At 40.4% G+C, this 19926-nt stretch carries 13 protein-coding genes, 8 tRNA genes and 1 rRNA gene; 17 read left to right on the forward strand and 5 right to left on the reverse strand.

Annotated features, from left to right (window positions below; genetic code table 11):
- Positions 1–108: 108 nt before the first annotated feature.
- The 14 genes from BQ5364_RS03520 (at position 109) to BQ5364_RS03585 (ending at position 10126) form a co-directional block, all read left to right on the forward strand.
- Positions 109–3005: ribosomal RNA gene (locus BQ5364_RS03520) — 23S ribosomal RNA — on the forward strand.
- Positions 3006–3093: 88 nt separating this feature from the next.
- A tRNA-Asn gene (locus BQ5364_RS03525) sits at positions 3094–3166 on the forward strand.
- A 5-nt stretch (positions 3167–3171) separates the two neighbouring features.
- Positions 3172–3243 (forward strand) — tRNA-Glu (locus BQ5364_RS03530).
- Between the two features lie 13 nt (positions 3244–3256).
- A tRNA-Thr gene (locus BQ5364_RS03535) sits at positions 3257–3329 on the forward strand.
- 50 nt (positions 3330–3379) lie between these two features.
- Positions 3380–3453: transfer RNA gene (locus tag BQ5364_RS03540), tRNA-Ile, on the forward strand.
- A gap of 19 nt (positions 3454–3472) precedes the next feature.
- A tRNA-Asp gene (locus tag BQ5364_RS03545) sits at positions 3473–3546 on the forward strand.
- A 37-nt stretch (positions 3547–3583) separates the two neighbouring features.
- Positions 3584–3656 (forward strand) — tRNA-Val (locus BQ5364_RS03550).
- A 25-nt stretch (positions 3657–3681) separates the two neighbouring features.
- Positions 3682–3768 (forward strand) — tRNA-Leu (locus BQ5364_RS03555).
- A gap of 4 nt (positions 3769–3772) precedes the next feature.
- Positions 3773–3846, forward strand: a tRNA-Arg gene (locus BQ5364_RS03560).
- Positions 3847–4025: 179 nt separating this feature from the next.
- The gene (locus tag BQ5364_RS03565) at positions 4026–4727 is read left to right on the forward strand and encodes a transglycosylase domain-containing protein (RefSeq protein WP_004614775.1); all 702 of its coding nucleotides are present in this window, start codon (positions 4026–4028) and stop codon (positions 4725–4727) included.
- A 17-nt stretch (positions 4728–4744) separates the two neighbouring features.
- Complete coding sequence (locus BQ5364_RS03570; RefSeq protein ID WP_004614774.1) at positions 4745–5314, forward strand: glycerol-3-phosphate responsive antiterminator; 570 nt, start codon at positions 4745–4747, stop codon at positions 5312–5314.
- A 102-nt stretch (positions 5315–5416) separates the two neighbouring features.
- The gene (locus BQ5364_RS03575) at positions 5417–6649 is read left to right on the forward strand and encodes a 6-phosphofructokinase (protein WP_004614773.1); all 1233 of its coding nucleotides are present in this window, start codon (positions 5417–5419) and stop codon (positions 6647–6649) included.
- 184 nt (positions 6650–6833) lie between these two features.
- Positions 6834–8237 carry a tetratricopeptide repeat protein gene (locus tag BQ5364_RS03580; RefSeq protein ID WP_071143657.1) on the forward strand — a complete coding sequence of 468 codons (1404 nt, stop codon included), beginning with the start codon at positions 6834–6836 and terminating at the stop codon, positions 8235–8237.
- Entirely contained in the window at positions 8222–10126 is a 1905-nt protein-coding gene (locus tag BQ5364_RS03585) for a hypothetical protein (protein WP_071143658.1), read from the forward strand. Before BQ5364_RS03580 ends, BQ5364_RS03585 begins: the two co-directional genes overlap by 16 nt.
- A gap of 189 nt (positions 10127–10315) precedes the next feature.
- On the opposite strand, the gene BQ5364_RS03590 is transcribed toward BQ5364_RS03585, so the two are convergent.
- Complete coding sequence (locus BQ5364_RS03590; RefSeq protein ID WP_022250495.1) at positions 10316–11536, reverse strand: 6-phosphofructokinase; 1221 nt, start codon at positions 11534–11536, stop codon at positions 10316–10318.
- Between the two features lie 131 nt (positions 11537–11667).
- Between BQ5364_RS03590 and BQ5364_RS03595 the strand changes: the two genes are divergently transcribed.
- Both BQ5364_RS03595 and rbr read left to right on the forward strand, forming a co-directional pair.
- The gene (locus BQ5364_RS03595; protein ID WP_022250496.1) at positions 11668–12684 is read left to right on the forward strand and encodes a glycosyltransferase family 2 protein; all 1017 of its coding nucleotides are present in this window, start codon (positions 11668–11670) and stop codon (positions 12682–12684) included.
- Positions 12685–12741: 57 nt separating this feature from the next.
- The gene (rbr, locus tag BQ5364_RS03600) at positions 12742–13347 is read left to right on the forward strand and encodes a rubrerythrin (RefSeq protein WP_004614768.1); all 606 of its coding nucleotides are present in this window, start codon (positions 12742–12744) and stop codon (positions 13345–13347) included.
- Between the two features lie 42 nt (positions 13348–13389).
- On the opposite strand, the gene BQ5364_RS03605 is transcribed toward rbr, so the two are convergent.
- Complete coding sequence (locus BQ5364_RS03605) at positions 13390–14532, reverse strand: DUF4317 domain-containing protein (protein ID WP_071143659.1); 1143 nt, start codon at positions 14530–14532, stop codon at positions 13390–13392.
- 106 nt (positions 14533–14638) lie between these two features.
- Between BQ5364_RS03605 and BQ5364_RS03610 the strand changes: the two genes are divergently transcribed.
- A complete protein-coding gene (locus BQ5364_RS03610) occupies positions 14639–16375 on the forward strand; it encodes a S8 family peptidase (protein WP_071143660.1) in 1737 nt (578 codons plus the stop codon).
- Positions 16376–16421: 46 nt separating this feature from the next.
- On the opposite strand, the gene BQ5364_RS03615 is transcribed toward BQ5364_RS03610, so the two are convergent.
- From BQ5364_RS03615 to BQ5364_RS03625, 3 genes are read right to left on the reverse strand one after another with little or no spacing between them, the layout of a single operon-like run.
- Positions 16422–18443: a DUF6449 domain-containing protein gene (locus BQ5364_RS03615; protein WP_071143661.1), complete on the reverse strand. Its 2022-nt coding sequence runs from the start codon at positions 18441–18443 to the stop codon at positions 16422–16424.
- The gene (locus BQ5364_RS03620) at positions 18418–19320 is read right to left on the reverse strand and encodes an ABC transporter ATP-binding protein (protein WP_004614741.1); all 903 of its coding nucleotides are present in this window, start codon (positions 19318–19320) and stop codon (positions 18418–18420) included. The genes BQ5364_RS03615 and BQ5364_RS03620 overlap by 26 nt, the downstream gene beginning before the upstream one ends.
- Before the next feature lie 22 nt (positions 19321–19342).
- Positions 19343–19894, reverse strand: coding sequence for a prolyl-tRNA synthetase associated domain-containing protein (locus BQ5364_RS03625; protein ID WP_044988158.1), 552 nt, complete (start codon positions 19892–19894; stop codon positions 19343–19345).
- Positions 19895–19926: the final 32 nt, after the last annotated feature.

Raw genomic sequence — 19926 nt, forward strand, 5'->3', positions numbered from 1 at the left:
TAATAATTAACTCATTCGAACACAACGAATTAAAAAAATGACCTATTACCAACGCACATCACGCTAGGTGTGTGTAGCAGACATCCATTCCCGTGGATGGAAGCAGTTGGTTATGCTAGAAAGAGCGTATGGTGGATGCCTTGGCACTAAGAGCCGATGAAAGACGTGATAAGCTGCGAAAAGCTTCGGGGAGGAGCAAATATCCTACGATCCGGAGATATCTGAATGGGGAAACCCGGCGGAGCATCCCTCTGTCATCTTAACGCGAATCCATAACGTTAAGAAGGGAACCCGGTGAACTGAAACATCTAAGTAGCCGGAGGAAGAGAAAGAAACATCGATTCTGTGAGTAGCGGCGAGCGAAAGCGGAAGAGCCCAAACCGACCTGCGTGCAGGTCGGGGTTCGGACTGCAAAATTGACGAGCGAGTCTAATGGAAAGGTTTTGGGAAAGCCTGCCAGAGAGGGTGAAAGCCCCGTACATGAAAGACGAGTGAGCATGGCAGTATCCAGAGTACCACGAGACACGAGAAACCTTGTGGGAATGAGCGGGGACCACCCCGTAAGGCTAAATACTCCTTAGTGACCGATAGCGCATAGTACTGTGAAGGAAAGGTGAAAAGGACCCCGGGAGGGGAGTGAAAGAGAACCTGAAACCATATGTTTACAAGCTGTGGAAGAGCTTTACATGCTCAACCGCGTACTTTTTGTAGAACGGTCCGGCGAGTTGCGCTGGCTGGCGAGGTTAAGGACTGAAGGTCCGGAGCCGAAGGGAAACCAAGTCTGAATAGGGCGAATATAGTCAGTCGGAGCAGACCCGAAACCGGGTGATCTACCCATGTCCAGGTTGAAGTTGCCGTAAAAGGCAATGGAGGACCGAACGCACATCCGTTGAAAAGGGTGGCGATGAGGTGTGGGTAGGGGAGAAATTCCAATCGAACCCGGAGATAGCTGGTTCTCCTCGAAATAGCTTTAGGGCTAGCCTCATACGAGTCTTGCGGAGGTAGAGCACTGAATTTCCTAGGGGGCGTCAAAGCTTACCGAAGAATATCAAACTCCGAATGCCGCGTAGATGATGTATGGGAGTCAGACTATACGAGATAAGTTGGATAGTCGAAAGGGAAAGAGCCCAGACCACCGGCTAAGGTCCCAAAATGTGTGTTAAGTGGAAAAGGATGTGGGATTTCGAAGACAACCAGGATGTTGGCTTAGAAGCAGCCATACATTAAAAGAGTGCGTAATAGCTCACTGGTCGAGAGGTCCTGCGCCGAAAATGTCCGGGGCTGAAACACACTACCGAAGCCGTGGAATCATCGCAAGATGATTGGTAGAGGAGCATTCTTAAAGAGAAGAAGCTGTACCGGAAGGAGCAGTGGATTTTTAAGAAGAGAGAATGCCGGAATGAGTAGCGAGAGGAAGGTGAGAATCCTTCCGGCCGAATATCTAAGGTTTCCAGAGTAAAGCTGATCTGCTCTGGGTAAGTCGGGGCCTAAGGCGAGGTCGAAAGACGTAGTCGATGGATAACAGGTTGAAATTCCTGTACTATGATATGACAGAACTGTGGGGACACGTGTGGAAAGCGGAAGCCGGGAATGGAAAGACCGGTGCAAGCAAGGTAGGAGACTGGTTGGCAAATCCGCCAGTCAATCTGAAGATGTGATGCGTACTGAAATATAAGTAAGGAAGTCCGTGAGCCATGCGTCAAGAAAAGCCGCTATTGTTCATATCGTACCCGTACCGTAAACCGACACAGGTGGATGAGGAGAGAATCCTAAGGCCGACGGGAGAAGCATTGTTAAGGAACTCGGCAAAATGACTCCGTAACTTCGGGAGAAGGAGTGCCAGTGAGAGCTGGCCGCAGAGAATTGGCCCAAGCAACTGTTTAGCAAAAACACAGGTCTATGCAAAACCGAAAGGTGAAGTATATGGGCTGACGCCTGCCCGGTGCTGGAAGGTTAAGGGGAGAGGTTAGCAGTAATGCGAAGCTTTGAACTTAAGCCCCAGTAAACGGCGGCCGTAACTATAACGGTCCTAAGGTAGCGAAATTCCTTGTCGGGTAAGTTCCGACCCGCACGAAAGGCGTAATGATTTGGGCACTGTCTCGACAATGCACCCGGTGAAATTGAAATACCAGTGAAGATGCTGGTTACCTGCGCCAGGACGGAAAGACCCCATGGAGCTTTACTCCAGCTTGATACTGGGATTCGATATTGCATGTACAGGATAGGTGGGAGACTAGGAAGCGGTGACGCCAGTTGCCGCAGAGTCGCTGTTGGGATACCACCCTTGCAGTATTGGATTTCTAACCAGCAGCCGTGAACCGGCTGGGGGACAATGTCAGGTGGGGAGTTTGACTGGGGCGGTCGCCTCCGAAAGGGTATCGGAGGCGCTCAAAGGTTCCCTCAGAATGGTTGGAAACCATTCGAAGAGTGCAAAGGCAGAAGGGAGCTTGACTGCGACACCGACGGGTGGAGCAGGTACGAAAGTAGGACTTAGTGATCCGGTGGTATAAAGTGGGATTGCCATCGCTCAACGGATAAAAGCTACCCTGGGGATAACAGGCTTATCACTCCCAAGAGTTCACATCGACGGAGTGGTTTGGCACCTCGATGTCGGCTCATCGCATCCTGGGGCTGGAGTAGGTCCCAAGGGTTGGGCTGTTCGCCCATTAAAGCGGTACGCGAGCTGGGTTCAGAACGTCGTGAGACAGTTCGGTCCCTATCCGGCGTGGGCGTAGGATATTTGAGAGGAGCTGACCTTAGTACGAGAGGACCGGGTTGGACTGGCCGCTGGTGAATCTGTTGTTCTACCAAGAGCATGGCAGAGTAGCCAAGCCGGGAAGGGATAAACGCTGAAGGCATCTAAGCGTGAAGCCCCCCTCAAGATGAGATATCCCATAACGTCAAGTTAGTAAGACCCCTTGAAGACGACAAGGTAGATAGGACAGAGGTGGAAGTGCAGTAATGTATGCAGCTGACTGTTACTAATCGGTCGAGGGCATAACCAAAAGGTGATAGGAACAAGAAGGATGAAGAGAGACTTATCAAAGTGGATTGTATGTGATTTTGAAGGCACATGAAAGTACCTGAAAATAATCCTCCTTAGCTCAGTCGGTAGAGCACTCGGCTGTTAACCGAGTTGTCGTTGGTTCGAGTCCAACAGGGGGAGTTTTTGGCTCCTTGGTCAAGCGGTTAAGACATCGCCCTTTCACGGCGGTAACACGGGTTCGATTCCCGTAGGAGTCACTTATTACCACATGCCGATGTGGCTCAATTGGCAGAGCAGCTGATTTGTAATCAGCAGGTTATCGGTTCGAGTCCGATCATCGGCTTTTGCTTATGCAAAATAAGCGGTCTTTAGGTTATAAGACAAAAAAGATTTGGACCTTTAGCTCAGTTGGTTAGAGCAATCGGCTCATAACCGATCGGTCCTGGGTTCGAGTCCCTGAAGGTCCACTTTAAAAAAATATATTTTGGCCCGGTGGCTCAGTTGGTTAGAGCGCCGCCCTGTCACGGCGGAGGTCGAGGGTTCGAGTCCCTTCCGGGTCGCTTGTATCGAAGCGATACATACAATTTAATATCCCATGGGATCATAGCTCAGCTGGGAGAGCACCTGCCTTACAAGCAGGGGGTCACAGGTTCGAGCCCTGTTGGTCCCATTGCCTAATTTCCATTAGGTAGAATGCCGCAGTGGCGGAACAGGCAGACGCACAGGACTTAAAATCCTGCGGGACTTATACTCCCGTACCGGTTCGATTCCGGTTTGCGGCATTGTGTGGGTGTAGCTCAGCTGGATAGAGCGTTTGGCTACGGACCAAAAGGTCGGGAGTTCGAATCTTCTCACCCACGCTTCGGCGTTAAGCCTTGAGAAAGTGCAAATCCTTTAATTTAGAGGGTTTGCACTATTTTTGTATTTGGAAAAATTTCTGAAATATAGCAGACAATACATAATAAGAAGAATTTAAGAATATCGCAAAACTATATTTTCATTTGTATGTTATAGTAGTAACATACGAGGAGGACGAAAGATGAAAGTAATAGGAAAAATTATAAAAGGACTGCTTGTTGTAGCTTTTCTAATGATTGTATGTGTAAGTGGCATTTTTATTTACAAAGGCTACAACATGTACAAAAATGCGGTAGAGGAAATGAGTATCGAGGATAAGGTGAATGAAATAAGAGCGAAAGAGAATTATACAAAAATAGAAGAATTACCCGAGATATATCTTGAGGCTATTATTTCAGTGGAGGATCATCGATTTTATGAGCATTGGGGAGTGGATGTATTAGCTACTTTGAGAGCCGCGTATAATGATATTAGAGCAATGTCATTTGTGGAGGGTGGAAGTACGATTACACAGCAGCTTGCTAAAAATCTTTATTTTACCCAGGAAAAGAAAGTAGAAAGAAAAGTTGCGGAAGTTTTCATGGCAGTTGAATTGGAAAAAGAATATAGTAAAAAGGACATACTGGAATTATATGTGAATTCTATTTATTTTGGGAATAATTATTATTGTGTAAAAGATGCAAGTATGGGATATTTTGGGAAAGAGCCGGGAAAGATGACAGAATATGAGAGCACCTTGCTTGCCGGAATCCCGAATGCGCCGTCAGTGTATGCGCTGACGGCTAATCCGGATCTCGCAGCACAAAGGCAGAGACAAGTATTAGAAAAGATGATAAAATATAAATATCTGACATCAGAAGAAGCAGAAAAAATATTAGAGTAGACTTGGAGGATGGATTTATGAATCAGCAATTTTATGATGCGATGGAGGAAAGCCCTGTTATTGCGGCAGTGAAAGATTTTGAAGGATTAGAAAAATGCTGTAGGATTGAGGAGATCAGAGTTGTTTTTATTCTCTTTGGAGATGTATGCAATATTGATGAGATTGTGAGAAAAGTGAGGGAAAAAGGGAAAATAGCGATGGTTCATATTGATTTGATCAGTGGACTTGGCTCGAAAGAGATTGCAGTGGATTTTATAAAAAAGCATACAGAGGCAAATGGAATTATTTCTACAAAGCCATTGTTGGTTAAGAGGGCAAAGGAATTGGGGTTATATACCATATTACGCTTTTTTATCATTGATTCTATGGCATTTGAAAATATAAGCAAACAATGCCATCTGGTAAAAGCTGATTTTATAGAGATTTTGCCGGGGGTCATGCCTAAAATCATAAAGAAAATATGTAAGATGGGGAATATTCCGGTTATCGCCGGCGGTTTGGTGATGGACAAGGAAGATGTTATGGCGGCATTATCTGCAGGAGCAATATCTGTTTCTACTACAAACCAAGATGTTTGGTTGATGTAATTGTTTAAAATACACAAAAATGTAATTATATTTCTTTACAAATAGTTCAAAACATCCTAAAATAAAGATAACATGGTAATCTCAATATGGAGGTAAAGGAATATGAAGGGAAATGTAATTGTAGGACAATCGGGTGGACCTACCGCAGCAATCAATTCAAGTTTAGCGGGAGTGTATCGAACTGCAAAAGATCGTGGTGCAAAAAAAGTATATGGAATGCTTCATGGGATTCAGGGACTTTTAAAGGAGCGGTACATTGATTTATCAGAGCATATCACAAATGAGCTGGATGTGGAGCTGCTCAAACGGACGCCGGCTGCATATCTGGGGTCGTGTCGTTATAAGCTTCCAGAAATTCATGAAAACAGAGATGTTTATGAGAAAATTTTTGAAATACTCAACAAATTGGAAATTGAAGCGTTTATCTATATTGGAGGAAATGATTCAATGGACACTATTAAAAAATTGTCGGATTACGCAATTGTAACTGGGCAGCCAACGAGATTTGTCGGATGTCCAAAGACAATTGATAATGATCTTGCTTTGACGGATCATACACCTGGATATGGGAGTGCGGCAAAATATATTGGAACTTCAGTAAAAGAAATCATAAGAGACGGATTTTGCTTAGAATATGAAAAAGGTGTTGTTACCATAGTTGAGATTATGGGAAGAAATGCGGGATGGCTTACAGGGGCAGCGGCACTTGCAAAGGGAGAGGATTGTCCGGGACCTGATTTAATCTATCTTCCAGAGTTAGCATTTGATCTTGAAAAATTTAGTACAAAAATAAAAAAACTGATGGAAAAGAAGATGTCTGTTGTAGTAGCGGTTTCTGAGGGAATCAAGCTTGAGGATGGGCGTTATGTATGTGAGCTTGGAACAGGTGTTGATTTTGTAGATGCATTTGGGCATAAACAACTGACAGGAACAGCAAGCTATTTGGCAAACTTTGTTGCGGGCGAGGTAGGTTGTAAGACACGTGCGATTGAGTTGAGTACATTGCAAAGAGCAGCATCTCACCTTGCATCCCGTGTGGATATTTTGGAAGCATATCAGGTAGGTGGAGCAGCTGTAAAAGCAGCCGATGAAGGCGATTCAGGGAAAATGGTTGTCATTGAGCGATTTTCAGATGATCCATATCAAAGTGGAACGGAAGTAAAAGATGTACATAAAATAGCGAATGGAGAGAAATTAGTTCCAAGAAATTGGGTAAATCAAGAGGGAACATATGTTACAGAAGAGTTTATTACTTATGTAAAACCGTTGATTCAAGGGGATGTATCTCCTGTTATGGTAGATGGTATTCCAAGGCATTTGTATAGACCATTTTAAGTAAGAAGGGCAGAACAGAAGGTGGGGTATTTCTGTTCTGCTTTTATTTTCAAAAAATGCTTGCTTTTTGACAGAAAGTGGGCTAGTATAGATGCATATTCTAAAAGTTCTATAGATTTCAAAGGAGTTTAGTCGAGGCTCCGAGTTCCATGAATAAAAATTGAATAGAAGAGGAGGAGTGCATTTGGAAAGAGAATACGAGGTGATCCGTTTGATTCAGCAGAATGCTTCTTGCCATATTATTACGGACTGTGTTTTAGGAACAATGTTACCTGAATATCTGGAGGAGCATGGAATGATAGCAAAAGAGCAGCTATTCTCCTACTTATGTCAGATGATCAAACAGCTTGGATATTTACAAGATGTCAGAGATGCAAAGCCGTATCGCTATATCACTCCGTTTTGCATGATTATTAAGAAAAATGGGGAGTTGATGTTGTTGGATCTCAATGCAAAAGGAAATCAGCATATCGTGAATCAAATGGGAAGAGGAGAAATTCGGGATGGATTTTTAAAAAAGGGAAATTCCTATGAGGCAATGTATTCAATTGGAAAAACGATGCAGTTTATTTTGGCAAAAGCAATCATAGAGCCAAAGCTTACAAAGTATGAAGAGAGTAAGTTGAAAAAAATCATTTCAAAATGTCTGTCAGACAACGTAAAACAACAATATCAAAAAATTTCTGAAATTCTTTTTGATTTTCCACAATTAAAATATAAAAAAACAAATAAAAACAAAAAAATAAAATGGATTATAGTTGGAACAATTGTGCTTTTGGGTGGCGGTGTGAGTATGTTTCTAAGTGATGAAATGGAGGAAAAGAGACCAGAAGCGATTATTGACCAGAAAAAGGTAGATTTCTTGGAGATTGGCAGAACTTATTTTTTAGAGATGGAGGACTATAGGAAGAGTATGCAAATGTTTGAATGTGCAGAAGGTGAGATAGAGTCTGCGGAAAACTATAAGGAACTGTCGGCATATATGCTTGGAGAGAGTCGAAAAAGTGAGGAGGAGATGGAGTCGATATTATCAGAGATAGAAGAAAGTCAGAAAGGCGAGTTGGTGGAAAATAGAATGCTTTTTCGTGTGTGGGCAAAGATAGAAGGTACGGTCTCACTGGAAGCAAGAATCAGATTGGGGGAAAAGATATTATCGACACATGAAAAATGGAAAGAAAATGATGTGGATCAGAGGATAGAAAATGAAGTTCGAACCGTATTGGCGGAAGCATATGAAAAAACAGGAAAGGAAGAGTTGGCGTTAGAACAGTATAGGAAGGTAAGTCAATGGAATCAAACAGAAGAACTCTACCGTTCTATGGTAAGAATTGCACAAAATATTGATGAACAAGAGGCGTTGCGGCTGTGTGAAGAGGGGATAGCGGCAAATCCCAAATCAAAAGAGCTTCGTATTCAATTGATACAGATACAGTGTAAGGATAACGTGACAACAAAAGAGATGTGTGAGGAAAGTATAAGAAAAATATTGGAGGAATGTCCGGAATTAGCTGAGGAGGAAACGTTTCGAAAACTGCAGGAAGAATGTGGAATAACGATTGAAGGAGAGGTTATATGGGTAGAAAAATAGGGAAAATTTTAATTGTTTTAGGTATGATATTTTTATTAAATGTGCTTGGTTCGCGGGCTGAAGAAAAGGTGCAGATATATCAGATTTATTGTGAAGAGCCAAATGGGGAAAAAGGATATTACACAAAATCAGTCAAAGTAGAAATTGAACATTTAGATCAGGAATGCATTACAAAGTTTCAGTTGAGTTTCCCGGATGGGAAAGAGTTGACTGGGGAATTGGAGAAAGCGAAAGAAAAAATCGTGCTGGAGGAGAATTTATTTGAGAAAGGAAACTATCATCTGATTGTATGGATGGAAAACAAGGAGGGAAAAATGGTGGAGGGCACCGAGCAGAAGCGGGAAATCAAGATAGATAAGGAGGCACCGGAAGACCCGATTTCCTTTCAGTATTCGAAACATAATGGTGAAGAACAGATTATTTCAAATGAGGAGATAACAGTGGAAATGACTGCTTCGGATGATACTTCAGGGATTCAGGGAATTTATTATCAAATAAATGAGGAAGAGTATCAGTTTTTAGAAGGAAATTGCGTAAGTGCTGTGATTCCGGTTGGATTTGAAGGGAATCTTTCAGCATATGCGATAGACGGAGCTGGAAACAAGGGAGAAGTAACCAAGTCCTCAAAAATTATTTGTGAAGATGAAATACCGGAAATTTTAATCAGAGCGTCAGAAGGGTTAGGAAAATGGTATAGCAAACCATGTCTGATTCAGATTGACATAAGTGAACATGGAGTTGCATCAGGCATCAAACAGGTAATTTGTTCGGTAAATAATAAGGTTGTGCAAAATAGAGAGTATGAGCGTGGAGAAAAAGAGACAGAGAATGTAACAATCTCTGTTGATAAATTGTCTGAAATTGTGGTAGAGGTAAGCGATTGGGCGGGGAATTACACAAAGAAACGGGAAAAGATTTTATTTGATAATGAGAATCCGCAGCTGATTTTAGAGGGAGCAGAAGATTATTGTATAGCAGCCAATGATAAAACCCTTACATGTAAAGCGATTGATAATCAAAGAATAGTATCTGTGGGTGGTACGATTATCTGGAATGATGCCAATGGGAATAGGATAGAAAAAAGAATAGAAAGTTGGGAAAAGGACGGAGCACAATATTTTGCGAAAGAGAATCTGACGGAGAGTGGAAAGTATAAAGTTTATTTGGAAGCTGTTGATCAGGCGGGGAACAGAAGTGAAAAAGAGATGCAGATTATTATGGATAAAGAGAATCCGCTGATACATAAAATAGAAGAATTAGAGGGAAAATATGTGCCATTTTTTGAATGGAAATATGACATTTCTGAAATTGTGGAGGATTTTACCACATATACTTATCGTATTAACATGGATGGAAGAATTTGTGAGCAAAACAAGAAATATACACAGGAAGGAAAGCATTCACTGGAATTGATTGCGGAAGATTTGGCGGGAAATACATCGAGTATGGAAGTAGGATTTTTCATAGATCATACACCTCCGGAAATTCAAATCGATTGCTCAAAAGAGGAGAAGAAACTGGATATTGTCCTGGGAGAGGAACATGATTTTTTAGATGCGGTCTTTATTAATGAAAAGAAACAACAAATAGGAGAGAATGAGAGAAAGTTTTCGCATATATTTGAGAAAAGTGGAAGTTATGAAGTCTTGGTATTTGCCAGAGATCTGGCAGGAAATCAGTCAGAGAAAAAAGTCGCATTTGAGATAGAAGGAGAAAAGTCATTTTTTCAAAATTTGATACAACCTAAAAAGGAAATATTAAAGGAGAGAAAAACAGAGAAGAGACAAAACAGTTATGAGGCACTGATGTGGATTCTTGTTATAACAGGAATTGCGGTGATTGGAATCAGATATAAAAAAACCTCCCAAAACAGGGAGGATGCCGGGTAACTGCTTTCGCAATTCCCGGCACGTATTATGAAAAAGTTTATTCAAATAGTATGTTAATACTTTAGATAATTGTTAAGTTCTTTTCTTTTGATACTGTTAGTATATTCTAGAAAAGTGAAGAAATAATGTTAAATAAGTAAAGTAATTTTGAAAGATAAATGAACAAATTATGAACGAAACATCTTTCTACTATTTACGGAATGCAAAGAGCGGAAGTCCATTTTCGGTTGGAACATCTACAGAGCCTTGAATTAATGGGGCTGCATAACGAATAAACTCATCGGTTACATCGGAACCATCTTTGGTGATCCAAGAGAGAGGAACAGCTTTTTCCTGATTACAGATAATATTGACATCCGCAGTAGAAAAAGAAAGTTCATAAGGGGAAGTGTTCGTCCTCACAAAAGAGATCATCTTTCCTGTCTCCCCATTCAATGCTGCATTTACGGCAAAAGCACCGGAGTGATCCGCTTCATCTAAATCTGTCTTAGAAAGGCAGGAAGAAGAGCAGCGCTGACTCACATTCAGCTCTACGGAACGCACTTTTACACCAAGTTTTTCTTTTATGAGATTCTCCAGGTATTTTCCGGAACCTGTAAGCATCTTATGGCCAAAGGTATCAACACCCACGTCGCTTGCAAATTCACAGATAAAAGTACCATTTCCATCATTGATTCCCTCGGAAACACATACAACAAGGTTAGGGGTTGTCTCTAAAGCTTTTTTCACTTTTTCGAGAAAATCTTCCTGATTAAATGCAACTTCTGGAAGATAGATAAGCACCGGATTATCTCCCTCAAATTTTCTTGCAAGAGCACTTGCAGCAGTCAGCCATCCGGCATGACGTCCCATGATTTCTACAATTGTTACAGATTTTTTATTATCGTATACAGAGGCATCAATAGCGATTTCTCGTACTGTAGTCGCGACAAATTTTGCGGCGCTGCCAAATCCAGGTGTGTGATCAGTCTCAACCAAATCATTGTCAATTGTTTTAGGAACACCGATTACACGAATCGGACTTTGAATCTTGGCTGCGTAGCGAGAAAGCTTACTGACAGTATCCATAGAGTCATTTCCGCCAATATAAAAGAAATAACCGATATTGTAGTCTTCAAATTTTTGAAATAGTTCAGGATATACTGGATTATTTAAATCTTCCGGCAGCTTGTAGCGGCAAGACCCAAGGTAAGAACCAGGGGTAGTTCGGATGAGTTCTAAATCTCCGTTTTTCAGTAATGGGTGCATGTCCATAATCTGATTGCTTAGAAAACCTTCAATTCCATTTATCATACCATATACATGTTCTATCGATTCCGGATGTTTGAAGCCTTCGGATACAACACCATACAGACTTCCATTTATCACTGCAGTAGGTCCTCCAGACTGACCGACGATCATATTTTTCATTTGTAATTCCTCCATTTATGTAATCTATATTTACTATAACGGAAATTCGTGGAATTTACAATATATGTGTTGGAAAATTGCCCAAAATGAATTATACTATTAAGAACGTAAAAGATTGGGAGGATTGAATCATGAAGTATATATCATTTGCGATTCCCTGCTATAATTCAGAAAGCTATATGGAACATGCAATAGAGTCGATTTTAAAAGGCGGCGAAGATGTAGAGATTATTATTGTAAATGATGGATCGATGGACGGGACATCAGAGATTGCAAAACAGTATGAAAGAAAGTATCCGACGATTGTAAAAGCAATCGATAAAGAAAACGGAGGACATGGAGATGCGGTAAATACAGGATTGAAGCATGCTACCGGACTTTATTTTAAAGTAGTGGACAGCGATGACTGGGTAGATGAAGGGGCATTGGAAAAGATTTTAAGTGTATTACACGAACTGGTTGAAAAGCAGACGTTAATTGATATGCTTGTCTCCAATTATGTGTATGAAAAAGTAGGAGCAAAACATAAGAAGGTGATTCATTACCGGAATGTGATGCCGCAAGATCGAATTATCACATGGAAAGAGATGGGACATTTCCGTCTCGCTCAATATATTTTGATGCATTCAGTCATTTATCGGACGGAGCTTTTGAAGATGTGTAAGCTGGAGCTGCCCAAACACACTTTTTATGTAGATAATATTTATGTTTATTATCCGTTGCCGCATGTGAAAACATTCTATTATCTGGATGTGAATTTTTATCGTTATTTCATTGGGCGGGAGGATCAGTCGGTAAATGAGAAAAACATGATCAAGCGCATTGACCAGCAGATATTTGTTACCAAAACAATGATTGATATGTATTCTCTAAGAAAAATTCCAAATAAAAAGCTTCGGAATTATATGACAAATTATTTGGCGATTATGATGACGGTTTCCTCTATTATATGTATTCGATCTAAGAGCCAGGAAAATCTTGATAAAAAGAAAGAACTGTGGGAATATCTGAAAAAGAAAGACCATCGAGTATATTGGAAGATAAGACATGGCATTTTGGGAGAGACTATTAACTTGCCGGGAAAATCAGGAAGAAAGATATCCTCTATGGCATATACAGTTGCAAATCAGATTATAGGTTTTAATTGATTCTCGGATAAGTGAAGCAATTTTGGATATACTTTTCAAGGAAAGGAAGTGGAAAGGATGGCGTCTCAGTTAAAGAACAGTAAAACAAAAGAAAACTTGATGAAGGCATTTGCAGGAGAAAGTCAGGCAAGAAATCGTTATACTTTTGCGGCAGAGGAAGCAAGAAAAGAGGGCTTGTATGCGGTGAGTCAAATATTTTTATTTACGGCAGAACAGGAGCGGGCTCATGCAGAGCGATTTTATGAATTGTTAAAAGAGATGGCAGGAGAAACGATTGAAATCTGTGGTGGATATCCGGTTGATAAGCAGGATTCGACTGAAGAACTACTTTATGCGGCACAGCACAATGAATATGAAGAGGCGGATGATGTGTATCAGTCTTTTGGTGACGTGGCAAAAGAAGAAGGATTTATGGAAGTTGCATCCGCTTTTTATCAGATTGCGAAAATAGAGAAGATTCATGGAGACAGATTCGGAAAACTGGCGGAACTGTTAAAGACAGGAGCATATTTTGAGTGTCAAGAAGGTGAAAAATGGATGTGCTTAAATTGTGGGCATATTCATAGTGGATTGAAAGTACCGGGAGTATGTCCCGTATGCAGACATGAAAGAGGTTACTTTATTCCTGTAAGCCTTGCACCATATCTGATGGAATGTGAATAATGACAGTATCCCGATAAGCGTTAAGGCTTATCGGGAGAATACTTATTCTACTGTGCCAATTGGCAAAGTGCGGACAGGAACACCGTTGACTTCTACCTGATCGTTGATTTCAATGACGAGGCATTGTTTTCCATCGATCATTTTTGTCTCCACAAGATCGGTGCGGTCTGGATTGACTTTGATGGAAACATCAGGTGTTTCAATACTGAATTTTCTGGTCTCAGCAATATTCGTTGCCAAAAAAGATGCTTCTTCGCCTGCTATGGTGTCAAAATTATTATCAAATGTTTCAATTTTTTCATCTGCAACACCGCTTTTTGCAAGGAGGCGTTTTACTTCGGGTTTCGTAAGTACAGGCACTTCCGGAGCATCTTTGGTCTCTTCGATCATCTCATTTAAGTTATCATGAATATTTTTAACAACCGTATAATCGCACTCTTCGCCAAGTGTATTCATCACAACGGCATGGAAGGTATCTTTTTGACTGCCTGCTGACATTGGGAAGGTACACCCGAGGGCGTTTTCGATAAATTCAGGTTGTAAATCTTCTGGCTTTTTTGAGTAGTACAATACCCCATGAATATCAGTGCTTCTGTCATTGAATACAGGGAATAAGAATCCTTTTACCGGTGGTTCGACAATCCAGTCACGAATCCGGTTTTCGACATGGTTCGTCTCAGGATTGTAGCAAAGTCCTTCTTTGGAAAGGTGAACCGGACAGATACTGCAAAGCACATATTCAAAAACTTCATCTGAAGCATCGAACATCTCAGTTCCATCAGTAGATTTTCCTGGAATGTCATAGGCAACGTGGATGAGAATAATGTAGTAATTCTCTCCATAATTGTAATTTTCAATAATCTTTTGATAAAATTCTTCGATGAGCATATCATCTTGCAGTTTACTGTCGCGAAGCTGCAAAAGAAATTCCTGTGTTCCACCGGAGAGTTCTTGTTCCAGTGGAAATTCCATGTTCAGCAGATTTTTTCCGATTGTTCCGGAGAGTGTCTGTTTAAAGATATTGAGATACTTGAAAATTTCTTCTTCCGGAAGGGACAAAAAGGCATCTTTCGTCTGTGATTTAATTTCTTTTTCCCCATCTACATAGCAGCCGCAGATTCGGGTGATAGAGCAGTCTTCGGGTTTGAACTGCTTTCTAAGTTCTAATACTTCTTTTTTATTCATAATGGATACTCCTCTTTTATCATAATACTGATGTAATATTAGCATATGGAAAAAAAATTTACAAATAAATTATCGGAATGAATATGTTAGTATGGGAGGTGAAAATATGGCAGACCAAAAAATAGAGAATCTGTTAAATCTGGCATTGAATGCTACAAGACGAGAACGGGAAAAATCGCTGGAATTAGATGTTGGATATAGCAGAGATGACAAGGAATGGGAACTGATAGTGAAATATTCGGGGACATTGAATGAACTGCGGGAAATAGGAATTCAGGTGGTTGAATTGAGCAATGAATTTGCAATTTTAACAGTACCAGAGAGCTTGGTAGAACGTTTGGCTGATTTTCCACAGATTGAATATGTCGAAAAGCCGAAACGATTATTTTTTCAGGCAGCAAACGGGAGAAGAGTATCCTGTGTGCCACCAGTGCAGAACCCTCCATTTTCATTGTTTGGTTCAGGGGTTCTTGTTGCAATTATCGACTCAGGAATCGATTATACAAATCCGGATTTTCGCAATGACGACGGAACGACAAGAATACGTAATCTTTGGGATCAGACAATCATGGGAAATCCACCGGAAGGATATTTGATAGGGACAGAATTTACGAGAGAACAGATTGATGAAGCAATAAAGCAGCCGACAGTGCCGATGCGTATGCAAATTGTGCCGAGCGTGGATGTATCAGGTCATGGGACATCAGTAGCAGGAATTGCAGCTGGAAATGGAAGAGGAAGCAGAGGGAGAATTTATCGGGGAGTTGCGACACAGAGTGAACTTCTTGTGGTGAAACTTGGAAATCCGAGGGAAGAAGGATTCCCTCGCACAACAGAACTAATGCAGGCGATAGATTACGTAGTACGAAAAGCACTTTTTTATAAACAGCCGGTGGCAATTAATATCAGCTTTGGAAATACATATGGTTCTCATGACGGAACGAGCTTACTAGAACGATTTATAGAGGATATTGCGAATATATGGAAGAGTGTGATTTGTATTGGAACGGGAAATGAAGGAAGAAGTGCAGGGCACAAAGCTGGAATTGTCAGGGAAAATGAAGAAACGGTTATCCAGCTTGCAGTGCAGGAACAGGAACCCGCGCTAAATCTTCAAATTTGGAAAGCTTACTATGACATCATGGATATTTCTTTTGTATCACCGTCTGGGGAAAGAATAGGACCGATTCAGGAAGTGCTTGGAACACAGCGGTTTTCTGTGGGAAATACAGAACTTTTGCTCTATTATGGAGAACCAAGTCCATACAGTACTGCACAGGAAATTTATGTTGATTTTCTACCGAAAGAGGTATATATCAACAGTGGCATTTGGGAGATTGTGTTGACACCGAGAAAGATTATATCAGGAAATTATGCGATGTGGCTCCCGAGTGAAAATGTATTGAATCCGGGAACAGCATTTTTATTCCCGACGGAGACCGGAACACTCACGATACCATCTACAGCTTCGCGTACAATTGGTGTGGGGGCATACGATGCACTTACTTTTTCCTATGCGGATTTCTCAGGACGCGGACAAAGGGGGGCAGGGAGATTATCAAAACCGGATATTGTTGCGCCAGGTGTGAATGTTACAGCACCGACGACTAGTGGCACATATGCAAGCTTCAGTGGGACATCATTTGCCACACCGTTTGTAACCGGAGGAGCGGCGCTTATGATGGAGTGGGGAATCATTAAGGAAAATGATCCGTATTTATATGGAGAAAAGGTAAAGGCATATATGCAAAGGGGAGCGAGACCGCTGCCTGGATTCACAGAGTATCCGAATCCGCAGGTGGGATATGGAGCACTGTGCGTAAGAGACAGTATTCCGATATAAGAAAAGTCTCTCTTACATCAGGGCTGATGCGTAAGAGACTTTTCTCTTAATTAAGAAGATCTTTGAGACAATCTGGAATTTGTTCGGAGTTCAGATAAAATAGATTGGAAGAACTATAAATGTTGCTTTTAAATGTTACAATAAATTCAATCGGTTTTTTATAGAAATAGTAGGGAACCCATGTGAGTTTTGGAAGAATCTTTGCAATGTATTCCGGAGTATTGAAAACAATATTTTTTTGATTGTCTTGATTCGTTGCTTCAATGCGTTGCACATTATCTAACGCTATTTTTGTTGGAAGGTCATAGCCAAGTTCTTTTAAATAGTCATATGTGTTTGTAAAACTGCAAAAAAGTGGTCGCATGTATGTATCAGACGAATTCTTCGGAGCAAAATTAATAGTTCCGCTTGGAAATTGATTGGTCAAATCAAAATAGCTGGCATTGACCAGATCTTTTTGATAAATATCCAACAACGTCTTCATTTGAGCAGCTGAAATATTCAGTTTACTCGTGGATTGGTAAATATCAGTTACCTCCGCATATTGAAAGTCTAAAGAAGAATACAAATTAGTCTGAAACAATGCTTCTTTATATTGTTGATTGTTTAGAAGGTATTTGGCACAGTTTTGCGCATCAGTTTTGTTAATCAGATACATTCTGTAAACACTTCGCCCATTTTTTAAGTTGTATTTCAAATTTACATATTGAGCAGTTTCGTCCGTCATATCAAATGTGGCTGCCCCTTTTTGAGCGAGCTGATAAACTGGATCAAAGTCTTTTAGTGCAGAAGAATCTAAAAAGTCTTTGATTGACTGGACATTGGTAGGAATTGGATAGTTAAAACGAGTATTAAAATCTTCCATGTAAATTGCGATGCTCTCGATCTCATTTTTTTTCGGAATGTAGTTATCATATTTGAACAAATCAAATTTGTAGATTGCAGTAATTCCGAATGCAAGACTGACAGAAAGCAATAAAGCCCCCTTTTTGGCAAATAAATGTTTTAAGTCCATTGTATAAATAAATTCAATTACAATTGCAAAAATAAATGTGCATAATATAGCAAGTATAAAAATTACAATATTGTTGGAAGCTTGATTCGCTAAACTATCAAGATAAAATGCAGCGCAGATTCCAAGCGGAATGCTCAATAATATTTTCAGTACAGATTCTGCTTTTGGAAACGCGATAGGTTTCCCGGCAGTTTCTGTAGGGCGCAATCGATACAAAAAAATCCCAAGCAGTAAAAATACGACTGTTCCAATCACTGAAAAAAGAATTAACTTGTACGGAACTGTCTGGTTAGACATTTGGTTTAACGTGGAAATATAAGCTAACAAAGGAGAAGAAAGCCCGTCGCTTCCATCAGTTGTTATATAAAGTGATTTGAACCAACTAAACCAATAAGCGTCAACTTTCAAAAAATATGTAGAGAAAAAGCGTATCGCCAATAATCGGAAAAGTGCAATAATAAGAGTTCCGTATGAAAAAAGGCTAAGTGTGACAATGAGTCCAATCAATAATTTCCCTGTCATAATCATGGAAAAAACGGTAAGTGTATATAAGAATAAGAAAAACAAAACATGTATTCCAAATGCAGCAAAACTTACTTTTAATAATTCTAAGGACATGTATCCCTGAAAGGAAATACTTAGCATGCTGACTAACAGATTTAGCGTAAATGGAATCAGAAAAATAAGAAATCCACTTACAAATTGGATAAAAAATAGTCTCTCACGTCGGATTGGCAAACTGTGTATAAGATTTAGTTTTTCTTTGGAATGCAGATAATAGAAACCAGACACCCCACAAAGGATTGCAAATAAAATCACACAAAAGACAACAGCGTTATTATTAAATCCCATGAAATTAAATAACCAAAATTTAAAATCTTTCATGGTAAAGCCCGGAGAAACAGTGTTTATCCAATTTTTCTTTTCATTGATCCCGATAATAAGCATCAGAGGCTGAAATAAAAATGTTACGGTGGAAAGAATTGCAATCAGCCAAGTCCTTTGGCGCAAATCTTCTTTTATAAATTTAATACATGAAATTTTTGATGTCATATCCGGCAGCCTCCGTTTCGCTAATAAAGATTTCTTCTAATGAAAGGGGTAATACCTCAGCAAAAAGAGGCGATTTTGTATTGACCCTTTCTAAAATTTCCTCACGAGTTCCGCGTGCAACGATGGTAGTCAGTGAACCACGTTTTTCGCGGTGCAGAATTTCTAACTGTCTGAGAAGTTCTTCTTCTGCGACAGGATCTTCAATCACACACTGCAGGCGGTGGACATGGAATTTCAAGTCTTCTAAATCTTGAGATAAAAGTATTCCGCCTTTGTGTAAAAGTCCGATATGATCACAGATATCTTCCAATTCTCTCAGATTGTGTGAGGAGATGACCGGCGTGAAATTTCTATTTAAAAGTTCAGCTGCAAAAATACCTTTTACAGACTGGCGAACAACAGGGTCTAAACCGTCGAACGTCTCGTCACAGAAAAGATATTTTGTGTTTGCACAGATGCCGAGCAAAATAGAGACTTGTTTTTTCATTCCTTTTGAAAAATCGCTGATTTTTTCCTGAATATCTATATGGAATTGTCTGGCAAGCTCTTCAAAGCGGATCGTATCAAATTGCGAGTAAGCAAGGCTGTAGTAATGCGCCATAGTATGAGGAGTCGCATTTGGGAAAAAATATGGATTATCGGATAAAAAACAAATATCTGCTTTTGTAAGTTCGTTTTCAAATACAGGATGGTCATCGATGATGACAGTTCCGGAATCAGGCTTTAGAATACCGCTTAATATTTTTAAAAAGGTACTTTTGCCCGCGCCATTTGTCCCAAGCAGACCGAAAATGTGTTCATCGTGAATGGAAGCGGTTATATGATCAAGTGCCATTTTCTTACCATATGACTTACTTAGATTGTCAACCTGAATCATTGTGTTTCCTCCTAGAAAGCTGTTACAATTTTACGTATCTTGGACGGTGTCCGGTATATTTTAGAAATTTTTTGATAATATCATCCATTTTGATCTTGAGACTGGAAGTATTGATACATGGGTGGCATCCGATATATTCATCATCCATTAAGTCCTTGTCGATCAAAAGATCTACGTACCAGTCTTTGTCGTTCATCAGTCCGAGAACACTTACTGATCCAGGAGTGATATTCAGAAATTTTTCCATATATTCCGGCTCGGCAAAAGAAAGTCTTGAGATGCCAAGCTGCTTCGAAAGATCTTTCGTCATGAATTTTTTGTCTCCTGGTATCAATAACAGGAAAAAGGTTGTTTTTTGCTGATTGCGCAGGAATAGATTCTTGCACATTGTAACCCCGAGGGCTTCGTCAACAGCAGCACATTCTTCCATTGTGCCGGCAACATCGTGGTCTACTCCTTCATATGGGATTTTCAGTTTATCTAATAGCTCATATACTGCCATCTCTTTTGGCAGACGATTTCCGTCTGTCGGGGCAGAAGTAAAATGTTTTTCGCTGATATGTATTTCACTCATAAAAATAATTCCTTTCTTGTATAGAGTTCTTT

This window comes from Coprococcus phoceensis (assembly GCF_900104635.1).
In the GTDB taxonomy this organism is placed as follows: Bacteria; Bacillota; Clostridia; order Lachnospirales; family Lachnospiraceae; genus Faecalimonas; species Faecalimonas phoceensis.

What these genes read in the sequence shown, in the direction of transcription:
- BQ5364_RS03575 (WP_004614773.1), top strand. Translation starts at nt 5,417, where the DNA reads ATGAAGGGAAATGTAATTGTAGGACAATCGGGTGGACCTACCGCAGCA.
- BQ5364_RS03570 (WP_004614774.1), top strand. Translation starts at nt 4,745, where the DNA reads ATGAATCAGCAATTTTATGATGCGATGGAGGAAAGCCCTGTTATTGCG.
- BQ5364_RS03625 (WP_044988158.1), bottom strand. Translation starts at nt 19,894, where the DNA reads ATGAGTGAAATACATATCAGCGAAAAACATTTTACTTCTGCCCCGACA.
- BQ5364_RS03595 (WP_022250496.1), top strand. Translation starts at nt 11,668, where the DNA reads ATGAAGTATATATCATTTGCGATTCCCTGCTATAATTCAGAAAGCTAT.
- BQ5364_RS03585 (WP_071143658.1), top strand. Translation starts at nt 8,222, where the DNA reads ATGGGTAGAAAAATAGGGAAAATTTTAATTGTTTTAGGTATGATATTT.
- BQ5364_RS03605 (WP_071143659.1), bottom strand. Translation starts at nt 14,532, where the DNA reads ATGAATAAAAAAGAAGTATTAGAACTTAGAAAGCAGTTCAAACCCGAA.
- BQ5364_RS03615 (WP_071143661.1), bottom strand. Translation starts at nt 18,443, where the DNA reads ATGACATCAAAAATTTCATGTATTAAATTTATAAAAGAAGATTTGCGC.
- rbr (WP_004614768.1), top strand. Translation starts at nt 12,742, where the DNA reads ATGGCGTCTCAGTTAAAGAACAGTAAAACAAAAGAAAACTTGATGAAG.
- BQ5364_RS03610 (WP_071143660.1), top strand. Translation starts at nt 14,639, where the DNA reads ATGGCAGACCAAAAAATAGAGAATCTGTTAAATCTGGCATTGAATGCT.
- BQ5364_RS03565 (WP_004614775.1), top strand. Translation starts at nt 4,026, where the DNA reads ATGAAAGTAATAGGAAAAATTATAAAAGGACTGCTTGTTGTAGCTTTT.
- BQ5364_RS03620 (WP_004614741.1), bottom strand. Translation starts at nt 19,320, where the DNA reads ATGATTCAGGTTGACAATCTAAGTAAGTCATATGGTAAGAAAATGGCA.
- BQ5364_RS03590 (WP_022250495.1), bottom strand. Translation starts at nt 11,536, where the DNA reads ATGAAAAATATGATCGTCGGTCAGTCTGGAGGACCTACTGCAGTGATA.